Source organism: Saonia flava (assembly GCF_011927795.1).
GTDB classification, from domain to species: Bacteria; Bacteroidota; Bacteroidia; order Flavobacteriales; family Flavobacteriaceae; genus Saonia; species Saonia flava.
In genome coordinates this window covers 1,570,667-1,579,914 of sequence record NZ_JAATJJ010000001.1, presented here as the reverse complement: position 1 = coordinate 1,579,914, position 9,248 = coordinate 1,570,667, and the positions used below count along the sequence as shown (strand labels likewise).

The 9,248-nt window shown below is 35.3% G+C and carries 13 protein-coding genes; 12 read left to right on the top strand and 1 reads right to left on the bottom strand.

Annotation, left to right across the window (positions count from 1 at the left end; genetic code table 11):
* Nucleotides 1–23: 23 nt before the first annotated feature.
* The 3 genes from gcvH to GGR42_RS07010 are packed head-to-tail and all read left to right on the top strand — an operon-like array spanning nucleotide 24 to nucleotide 1,563.
* On the top strand, nucleotides 24–404 hold the full coding sequence (gcvH, locus tag GGR42_RS07020; RefSeq protein ID WP_167962256.1) for a glycine cleavage system protein GcvH: 381 nt from the start codon (nucleotides 24–26) through the stop codon (nucleotides 402–404).
* Entirely contained in the window at nucleotides 397–804 is a 408-nt protein-coding gene (locus tag GGR42_RS07015) for a VanZ family protein (RefSeq protein ID WP_209023933.1), read from the top strand. Before gcvH ends, GGR42_RS07015 begins: the two co-directional genes overlap by 8 nt.
* A gap of 54 nt (nucleotides 805–858) precedes the next feature.
* Nucleotides 859–1,563, top strand: a complete 705-nt coding sequence (locus tag GGR42_RS07010) for an energy transducer TonB (RefSeq protein ID WP_167962252.1) — start codon at nucleotides 859–861, stop codon at nucleotides 1,561–1,563.
* A gap of 61 nt (nucleotides 1,564–1,624) precedes the next feature.
* Here the strand turns inward: GGR42_RS07010 and GGR42_RS07005 are convergent, their stop codons facing one another.
* Nucleotides 1,625–2,524 carry an MBL fold metallo-hydrolase gene (locus tag GGR42_RS07005; RefSeq protein WP_167962250.1) on the bottom strand — a complete coding sequence of 300 codons (900 nt, stop codon included), beginning with the start codon at nucleotides 2,522–2,524 and terminating at the stop codon, nucleotides 1,625–1,627.
* A gap of 105 nt (nucleotides 2,525–2,629) precedes the next feature.
* Between GGR42_RS07005 and cyoE the strand changes: the two genes are divergently transcribed.
* From cyoE to GGR42_RS06960, 9 genes are all read left to right on the top strand, one after another.
* On the top strand, nucleotides 2,630–3,541 hold the full coding sequence (gene cyoE, locus GGR42_RS07000; RefSeq protein ID WP_167962248.1) for a heme o synthase: 912 nt from the start codon (nucleotides 2,630–2,632) through the stop codon (nucleotides 3,539–3,541).
* A gap of 74 nt (nucleotides 3,542–3,615) precedes the next feature.
* Nucleotides 3,616–4,203, top strand: coding sequence for a cytochrome c oxidase subunit 3 (locus tag GGR42_RS06995; RefSeq protein WP_167962246.1), 588 nt, complete (start codon nucleotides 3,616–3,618; stop codon nucleotides 4,201–4,203).
* Nucleotides 4,204–4,300: 97 nt separating this feature from the next.
* Nucleotides 4,301–5,275, top strand: coding sequence for a cytochrome c oxidase subunit 3 (locus GGR42_RS06990; protein WP_167962244.1), 975 nt, complete (start codon nucleotides 4,301–4,303; stop codon nucleotides 5,273–5,275).
* Between the two features lie 24 nt (nucleotides 5,276–5,299).
* The gene (locus tag GGR42_RS06985) at nucleotides 5,300–5,683 is read left to right on the top strand and encodes a cytochrome C oxidase subunit IV family protein (protein ID WP_167962242.1); all 384 of its coding nucleotides are present in this window, start codon (nucleotides 5,300–5,302) and stop codon (nucleotides 5,681–5,683) included.
* A 68-nt stretch (nucleotides 5,684–5,751) separates the two neighbouring features.
* Nucleotides 5,752–6,378 (top strand): hypothetical protein, encoded by a 627-nt coding sequence (locus tag GGR42_RS06980; RefSeq protein WP_167962240.1) that lies wholly within the window; start codon nucleotides 5,752–5,754, stop codon nucleotides 6,376–6,378.
* Between the two features lie 3 nt (nucleotides 6,379–6,381).
* Nucleotides 6,382–7,110 (top strand): SCO family protein, encoded by a 729-nt coding sequence (locus GGR42_RS06975; RefSeq protein WP_167962238.1) that lies wholly within the window; start codon nucleotides 6,382–6,384, stop codon nucleotides 7,108–7,110.
* 1 nt (nucleotide 7,111) lies between these two features.
* Nucleotides 7,112–7,645, top strand: coding sequence for a DUF420 domain-containing protein (locus GGR42_RS06970; protein ID WP_167962236.1), 534 nt, complete (start codon nucleotides 7,112–7,114; stop codon nucleotides 7,643–7,645).
* Nucleotides 7,646–7,677: 32 nt separating this feature from the next.
* Entirely contained in the window at nucleotides 7,678–7,890 is a 213-nt protein-coding gene (locus GGR42_RS06965; protein ID WP_167964410.1) for a hypothetical protein, read from the top strand.
* 110 nt (nucleotides 7,891–8,000) lie between these two features.
* Complete coding sequence (locus tag GGR42_RS06960; protein WP_167962234.1) at nucleotides 8,001–9,245, top strand: ABC transporter permease; 1,245 nt, start codon at nucleotides 8,001–8,003, stop codon at nucleotides 9,243–9,245.
* The last annotated feature ends 3 nt before the right edge of the window (nucleotides 9,246–9,248 follow it).

Genomic DNA, 9,248 nt, shown 5'->3' with positions numbered 1-9,248 from the left:
TTTTGTCATCAAAAGAAAATTAAATGAACATACCATCAGAATTAAAGTATACTAAGGATCACGAGTGGATTAGCATAGAAGGAGATATTGCTACAGTGGGGATTACGGATTTTGCTCAAAGTGAATTGGGCGATATTGTATATGTTGAGGTTGAAACCTTGGATGAGACTTTGGATAAGGATGAAGTATTTGGAACTGTTGAAGCTGTTAAAACAGTTTCGGATTTGTTTCTGCCCTTAAGTGGTGAAATTATCGCATTCAATGATGCTTTGGAAAGTGAACCAGAAAAAGTGAACACGGATCCATACGGTGATGGATGGATGATAAAAATAAAAATAAGTGATGAATCTGAAATAGAATCATTACTTAGTGAAGAGGGTTATAAAGAGCTGATAGGTGCCTAAAAAGCCTTTTTTTACCATAGCATTTATTGGCTGGCTCTTATTCGTAACTTATCTTAGTTTAACTTCCTTTAAGGGAATTGATATTGATGAGTCTTGGATCGATATACCTCACATGGACAAATTGGTACATTGTGCTTTTTATTTAGGAGTTTCGGTATTGGGCAGTCTGTTTTTAAGGGAAATCACAAAAGGGAAGATGGTAATGGGGAAAGCTATACTATGGGCAACAATTTTCGCCATAGCTTATGGCATGTTAATTGAGGTGTTACAAGTGAAGTTTACACAAAACAGGCAAGGTGATATTGCGGATGCCTTGGCCAATGGTTTAGGAGCTTTTATGGGTGCAGGCCTTATAAAATTTATGTTTTCCAAAAAAATGCCGTTAAAATGGCGCAATTAGTTGCTTTTTTGAAAAATAAATAATTAAATTAGCGAACAATAAAATATAAAAATCATGGAACTTAAAAAGAATCCAAAAGCAGACTTAAGAAGAAATAGCAGTTTATATTTTGTAGCTGGTTTGGCTTTGGTAATGTTGATTGTGTGGCGTGCCTTGGAGCATAAGACATATGACAAAGATAATGAGTATGATATATCTATGAACATTGACGATGATTTGGATGAAGAAGTTCCAATGACAGAGCAAATAAAAACTCCACCACCACCACCACCACCAGCTGCTCCTGAAATTATTGAGGTTGTGGAAGATGAGGAAGAAGTGGAGGAGACTGTAATAGAATCTACGGAAACTAGCCAAGAAGAAGAAGTGGTTGAGGTAGAGGATTTAGAAGTGGAAGATGATTTTGAGGATGTTGATGTGCCTTTTGCTGTAATTGAAGATGTACCTGTTTTTCCAGGTTGTGAAGGTGCAAGCAATAAAAGAGCTTGTTTTAACGAAATGATGCAAAAGCATATCCGTAAAAACTTTCGCTATCCAGAAATTGCCCAAGAAATGGGTGTTCAAGGTAGAGTGAATGTCATGTTTACTATACAAAAAGATGGTAGCATTGGTAATATTAGATATCGTGGTCCAGATAAAAACTTGGAAAAAGAAGCCTTGAGAATTATAGAAAAGCTTCCAAAAATGACTCCAGGAAAGCAAAGGGGTAGAGCGGTAAGAGTGCCATTTAGTATTCCAATTACCTTTAAGTTACAGTAAGCTTTCAGTAAATAAAATATGAATCCCGAGCTTGACTCGGGATTTTTTTTTACAAAGATTTTTACTTTTTTAAACTTTTATAAAAGATTTCTAAAATTCTTTCTGAATTAATAAACCCGTTGCCATGGGTTGCATTGTATGGGTCTGTAATGGAGGTTTTGGACTGTACCTCTTCCAACGTTTTTCCTGCATCAATTTCTGATTGCACCTTGGCTTTAAGGTCCTCTAACATTTTTACATAAATTTCTAGTTCTTTTTTATTGGATACACTTCCGTGTCCTGGAATAATCTTGGTTTCATCATTTATGACCATTAATGCTTTCTTATGTGCATTAATATAGCCATTTGCATTTCCTCCACTATTTAGGTCCATGTAAGGAAAGCGACCGGCAAAATAAGTATCCCCCATATGGATTACATTGTTTTTTAAAAAATAAATCATAACATCACCATCCGTATGTGCGTTGTGCACATGAAAGACCATTATGGTTTCATCATCATCATGAAAAGTAATATCATCGGAAAAAGTAACTTCGGGCAACATTTTGGCATAGTGCTCGGCGTCAATTTTATTGTCATCCAGATCTTTTTGTAAGTTGGTTTGCATTCTTGTACGAACATTGTCATGGGCTACTACTGTTGTGTTTTCGGTATTAAAGTTGGCATTTCCCCCTGTATGGTCTCCATGCATGTGGGTATTTAATAAAACAGAAATAGGTTTGTCCGTTATTGTTTTAATAGCAGCTTTTATTTTGCTGCTCAGTCTTCCAAATTGGTCATCGATCATATAAACCTGTCTTTCACCAACGTATATTCCAATATTACCTCCTTGGCCTGTAAGCATATGCACATCTTCTGAAAGTTTATCTATTTGAATTGTAACTTCAGCATCTTGTGCTTTTGAGGAAATTGTGGAAATTAAAAAAGTGCAAAGGAACAAGGAAAGATATTTTTTAGACATTATAATTGGTTTTAAGATGTATATGCTTTACTAAGATAAACATACTCATAACGTTGCACAAAAATCATTTGGGCAGTATCTTTGCATTCTTATTAAAAAATGATAATGAAGACTGCGGTTGGTACGGCAAAACATTCAAACATGATCATGACTTTTGCCGATTTTAAGGAAATTACTAAGGCAAGACTGGCAGTCAGTGTTGTTTTTTCTTCTGTCGCCGGGTATTTTCTTGGGGCTGTTGAAATTAATTTTTTGTCTGTATTTCTCTTGGCTTTTGGGGGATATTGTATGGTAGGAGCTTCCAATGCCTATAATCAAATAATAGAAAAGGATTTGGATGCTTTAATGGATAGAACAAAGAACAGGCCTATTCCTTCGGGTAGAATGTCTTTAAATACAGCTTTGGTCATTGCCATTGTATTAACTGTTCTGGGAGTGGTGAGCCTTTATTTTCTGAACCCCAAAACGGCTATGTTTGGAGCTATTTCAATTTTTCTATACACTAGTGTTTATACACCTTTAAAGACTAAAACACCACTTTCAGTATTTGTTGGTGCTTTCCCTGGTGCAATACCATTTATGTTGGGCTGGGTGGCAGCTACCAATGAATTTGGAATTGAGCCCGGCACACTTTTTATGATACAGTTTTTTTGGCAATTTCCACATTTTTGGGCATTGGGCTGGATGTTGGATGAGGATTATAAAAAAGGGGGTTTTAAAATGTTGCCAACAGGGAAAAAAGATAAGGGAACAGCATTACAAATTATTATGTACACCATTTGGATGATTGTGATTTCCATTATTCCTGCTTTCGGATTCACGGGAAGGTTGCATTTATCCATTACAGCAGCGATTATTGTTTTTTTAATGGGAGTGGCAATGCTGATTTTTGCGTTTCAATTATATGAGAAGAGAGATAACAAATCGGCGAGAAAATTAATGCTGGCAAGTGTGAGTTATATTACACTGATGCAACTAGTGTATGTAGTTGATAAATTTAGTGTAACCTTATTTTGAATTTATAAAATATAAGTATGGGTTCTCCTGCTAAAAGAGGAAGCTTAAGAATAAAATTATAGAATAACTTAACTATGGGAGTTGATTTAACAGAGGGGACCCAAATGGAGAAAAACTCAAGAGCAAAAAAAATGATGCTCTGGTTTGGGATAATAAGTTTAATTATGGCATTTGCTGGGTGGACCAGTGCCTATATAGTAAGTAGAACCAGAGAGGATTGGATAAGTGATTTGGAACTTCCATCTTCTTTTTTGGCAAGTACCATTGTTCTCATTATAAGCAGTATTACTTATATCTTGGCGAAGAAAGCTACCAGACGGGATAATGTCAAAATGTGTACTACGTGGTTATTGGTAACTCTGGGATTGGGTGTAATTTTTATAGTGTTACAATTTAAGGGGTTTTCGCAAATGGTAGAAAACGGGTATTATTTTACTGGGCCAACAAGCAATATCAAATCATCTTACATTTTTTTAATTGCTGCAGTGCATATTGTCCATGTAGTTGCTGGGTTGCTGTCCTTATTAGTGGTTTTGTATAATCAAGTAAAAGCAAAATATTCTTCTGGAAATATGCTAGGGTTGGAATTAGGGGCTAATTTTTGGCACTTTTTGGATTTGCTATGGGTGTATTTAATATTGTTTATCTATTTTGTTAAATAAGAATGGTTCTAAAGTTTAGTTTTGATGGCTTTTTGACTTTTCAATAGACGAAAAAAATGTAAATTTGCTGAAATTTAATTAACACGATACGTTATATATGGATTCTACGGTTACTACGGGTACAAAGGCAGCTGTTTGGGGAGGTGGAAATAAACCATTAAATGCAAGTTATGGAAAACTGATGATGTGGTTTTTCTTGGTTTCTGATGCATTGACTTTTTCTGGTTTTATTGCGTCTTATGGCTTTTCAAGATTTAAGTTTATCGAAACCTGGCCAATTGCGGATGAGGTCTTTACCCACGTTCCTTTCTTTCATGGAAATTACCCAATGTACTATGTGGCTTTCATGACTTTTATTTTGATTATGTCTTCTGTAACCATGGTTTTGGCTGTGGATGCCGGACATAAAATGCAAAAGAACAAGGTAATTTGGTATATGTTCGCCACAATTATTGGGGGAGCAATATTCGTAGGTTCGCAAGCTTGGGAATGGGGTACTTTTATTAAGGGTGATCATGGAGCAATAGAAACCAAGGGAGGCCGTATTTTACAATTTGTAAAGGCCGATACCGGAGAAAGAGCTAGTTTAAGGGATTTTGCCAAAACTATTCCTTCAGAAAGAGCCAATCACGAAAGTAAAAATGGAATTTGGTTTTTTAGTGAAGGTTCGTTGCCATCCTACACGGTAAATGAAGTAGCGGAGGGTTTTAAAGCAAATCCAAATATCCTTATTAGAACAGAAACTATTACGGAAGAAGGGGAAAAGACACTTTTAAACAGGGAGCAATCTTTGGCAAAGCTTAAGGATGCCAAATATGTTGTAGAAGGGGCTAACCTTATTCATAATGAATATGGCAGCAGATTGTTTGCAGACTTCTTCTTTTTTATAACAGGTTTTCACGGATTCCACGTTTTTTCTGGTGTGGTCATTAATGTCATTATTTTCTTTAATGTGATTTTAGGCACTTATGAAAGAAGAGGGCACTATGAAATGGTAGAGAAAGTAGGTCTTTACTGGCACTTTGTAGATTTGGTATGGGTATTTGTATTTACGTTCTTCTACCTAGTTTAATAAGATAAATAGCAATATAATATAATGGCACACGAACATAAATTAGAGATTTTTAGAGGATTGCTAAAGTTTAAGTCAAACGTTAGCAAAATATGGGGTGTATTAATTTTTTTAACAATTGTCACCACGGTAGAGGTAGCTTTAGGAATTATAAAGCCAGAATCACTTACCGGTACTTATGTGTTGGGAATGAAACTCATCAATTGGATTTTCATTATTCTAACATTGGTTAAGGCGTATTATATTGCATGGGATTTTATGCACTTGCGTGATGAAAAAAGTGCTTTAAGAAGGGCCATTGTTTGGACACCCATTTTCTTGGTTCTTTATTTGGTATTTATCTTGCTTGTTGAAGCAGATTATATTTATGAAGTCTTCAAGAACGGGTTTGTTAAATGGAATTTCTAATACAGAATTAACAAATAAAAAAGACGGTCTTTAGGCCGTCTTTTTTATTTTTGCACAATCTTATTATTATGAAGAAAACCTTTGTTTTAGTAGTGCTTTTTATTCTTCCCATTGTGGCCTACCTCTTTTTTGCATCAGGTGTAAATAATTTTGGAAAGCTTCCCACATTAACAGAAAATGTAATAGACATTAGTACTATTGATGATGGCAACACTTTTAAAAATAAAATAACGGTTTTAGGCTTTTTAGGAAACAACATAGAACTCAAAAAAGGGAACGCGTTTAATTTGAATCAGAAAATATATAAACCGTTTTATCAGTTCAATGATTTTCAATTTGTGATGATTGTCCCCAAGGGTTCTGAGGAAAAGGTGGAAGAACTTAAATCCGAACTGGGTGGTTTGGTCGATATTGAAAAGTGGAAGTTTGTGTTTGGTGATGAAGATCAAATCAAAAATATATTCAATAGCCTAAAGACAGATGTGAGTTTAGATGAGCATTTAGGTACTTCCTATGTATTTATAATAGATAAAGACAAAAACCTAAGAGGCAGAAAGAAGGATGAAGATGTGGGGACTAAATATGGATTTAATACAACATCCGTGGCAGAGTTGAACAACAAAATGGAGGACGACGTTAAAATCATTTTGGCAGAATATAGATTGGCGTTAAAGAAGAACAATGCAGATAGATAACTAATGAACAAGGGTAAGTATACATATGTTTGGGTTTCTTTTGTGATTTTGGTTTTTGGAATCATTTTTATTCCAAAAATTATAGACCGCATCCAGAACGGAAGTGTTGTGGAAAATGACCGTATAAATCTGAAGGACACTACAGATGAACTATCTTATTTAATTATTGATGGCAAAAAAAGAAGAGTTCCGCAGTTTGCATTATTAAATCAAGATAGTCTGTTGATTTCTGATAAAGATTATATAGGAAAAGTTTATGTGGCCGAATTTTTCTTTACGAGCTGTCCTACTATATGCCCTTTGATGACTAAGAATTTGGTTGAAATCCAAAACGAATTTAAGGTTGATTCTGATTTTGGAATAGTCTCATTTACGATAAACCCGAGATATGATTCCCCAAGGGTTTTAAAAGAGTATGCTGAGAAATACAATATTACAGACTTGGATTGGCATTTACTAACTGGGGAGCAAGAAAAAATTTATGAGTTGGCCAATAAGGGTTTCAATATATTTGCTGATGAAAACCCGGAAGTTCCAGGAGGTTTTGAGCATTCCGGTATGTTTGCTTTGATAGATAAAAAGGGATATATCCGTTCTAGGGTAGATAGTTATGGAAACCCTATTATTTATTATAGGGGAACAATTTCTGAGACGGAAGGTCAGAATGATGAAGGTGAAAAGGAACAAATATCCATTTTAAAAGAGGATATTAAAAAATTATTGCAAGAATAGTATGAATATAGATTTGTCTAAAGAGAAAAAGTTTAATAGAATTATTACCATAGTTTCTATTGCAATACCCTTGGTCGTTGCTATATTATTTGGTGTTAAAATCCCCAATGTTGAACCATTGAGTTTTTTGCCGCCCATTTATGCTTCAATCAATGGTCTTACGGCTATTGTATTACTAGTAGCTGTTTGGGCAATAAAGAATGGCAAAAGAGAATTGCACCAAAAATTAATGACCGCATGCATTGTATTTTCTTTAATGTTTTTAGTAATGTATGTGGCGTATCATATGACTTCTGATTCTACCGAATATGGAGGGGTGGGAGCCATGAAGTATGTGTATTATTTCATATTGATATCCCATATTATATTATCTATAGCCATTATTCCATTGGTGTTAAAAACATATGCCCGGGCTTATTTAAAAAAGTTTGAGGCCCATAGGAAATTGGCAAAAATCACATTCCCTATTTGGCTTTATGTGGCTGTTACGGGCGTTGTGGTGTATTTAATGATATCACCATATTATATAAATTAAAAGGAACCTCTAGCTTGTCTAGAACTTGTAAAGTGAATAAAAAAGCAGTCATACTTATTATTTTTCTTCTCGTGCTTCCCCAGGTGACAGAAGCACAATGCGCCATGTGTCGTGCTGTATTGGAAAGTGAAGAAAACACCTCTGCTGCTGAGGGAATCAATGATGGGATAGTTTATTTAATGGCAATACCATATGTTTTAATTGCTACTTTATTTTACTTCATTTATAAGAAAATGAAGGCCTAATTTTCTTTTTAACACTTTTTTGTGTCATTAACTGTAACAATATGGCTTACTTATAGTCTTATTACTGTGCACTAGTGCATTTCATCAATCAATCAACACCACACTGACCAATGTTCGACATAGAAAGATGGCAGGAAATCTTTGACACCATTCGTAAAAATAAATTACGAACCTTTCTTACCGGGCTTTCCGTTGCTTCGGGAATTTTCATTTTAGTTATTTTACTAGGTTTTGGACAAGGGCTTCAAAATGGCATAGAGCAAGAGTTTAAGCAGGACGCAGCTACTAGTGTTTGGGTTTGGCCAGGAGTAACTTCAAAGGAATACAAAGGTCTTAACCCAGGTAGGCGTATTCAACTTACCAATGATAATTATGAAACTTCGAACGTCTTGCTTAATGATGCCATTGAATATGAATCTGCTAGGATTTTTGTAGGTGGAATTACTGTTAATTATGGTAAAGAAGCTCTTGTTTATAGTATTCAGGGCGTTTCCTCCCAATTTCAGTTTATTGAGAACGCTAAAATGGTGGAAGGCCGCTTTATTAATTATCAAGATGAAATAGGAACTTCTAAAGTAGCTGTGGTTGGCAGGAAAATTAGAACAGATGTTTTTAATAAAGTTGAGACACCTGTTGGTGAGTTTATAGAAATATCTGGTATTCCTTTTAAGGTAATAGGGGTATATAGTGAGTATGAAGATAGGGAAGAAGAGCGTATCTATATTCCCATTTCAACAGCGCAAAAAGTCTTTAATGGTGGTAATAGGGTAAATAATATGTCCTATACATTACCGCCAATGGAGAATTTTGATGAAGCTGTTGCCCAGGCCACGAAATTTAAGAATGAACTAAGAAGCCATCTTCAACAAACCCTTACTATTGCTCCTGATGATACAGGCGCATTGGAAGTATGGAGTGCCATGGAAGAGGCCAAGAGATATTATGGTCTTACAGGAAATATAAAATTGTTCTTTTGGTTTGTTGGTATATGTACCATAATTGCAGGGGTTGTTGGGGTAAGCAATATTATGTTGATTGTGGTAAAGGAACGTACTAAGGAGATAGGTATTCGCAAAGCCTTGGGGGCCAAACCATGGTCCATTGTGGGCATGATTTTACACGAGGCAGTTTTTGTAACGGCAATTTCCGGTTTTACGGGACTCATTTTTAGCATGGGAATTTTGGAAATTTTAGGTCCAAATATAGAAGTGGATTATATCTTGAATCCTTCCGTGAATTTTAAAGTGGCCATTTCTACAGTTTTGGTATTGATTTTGGCAGGAGCGGTGGCAGGATTTTTTCCGGCATGGAGAGCTGCAAGGATTCAAACAATTAATGCTTTAAGGGACGAATAATTC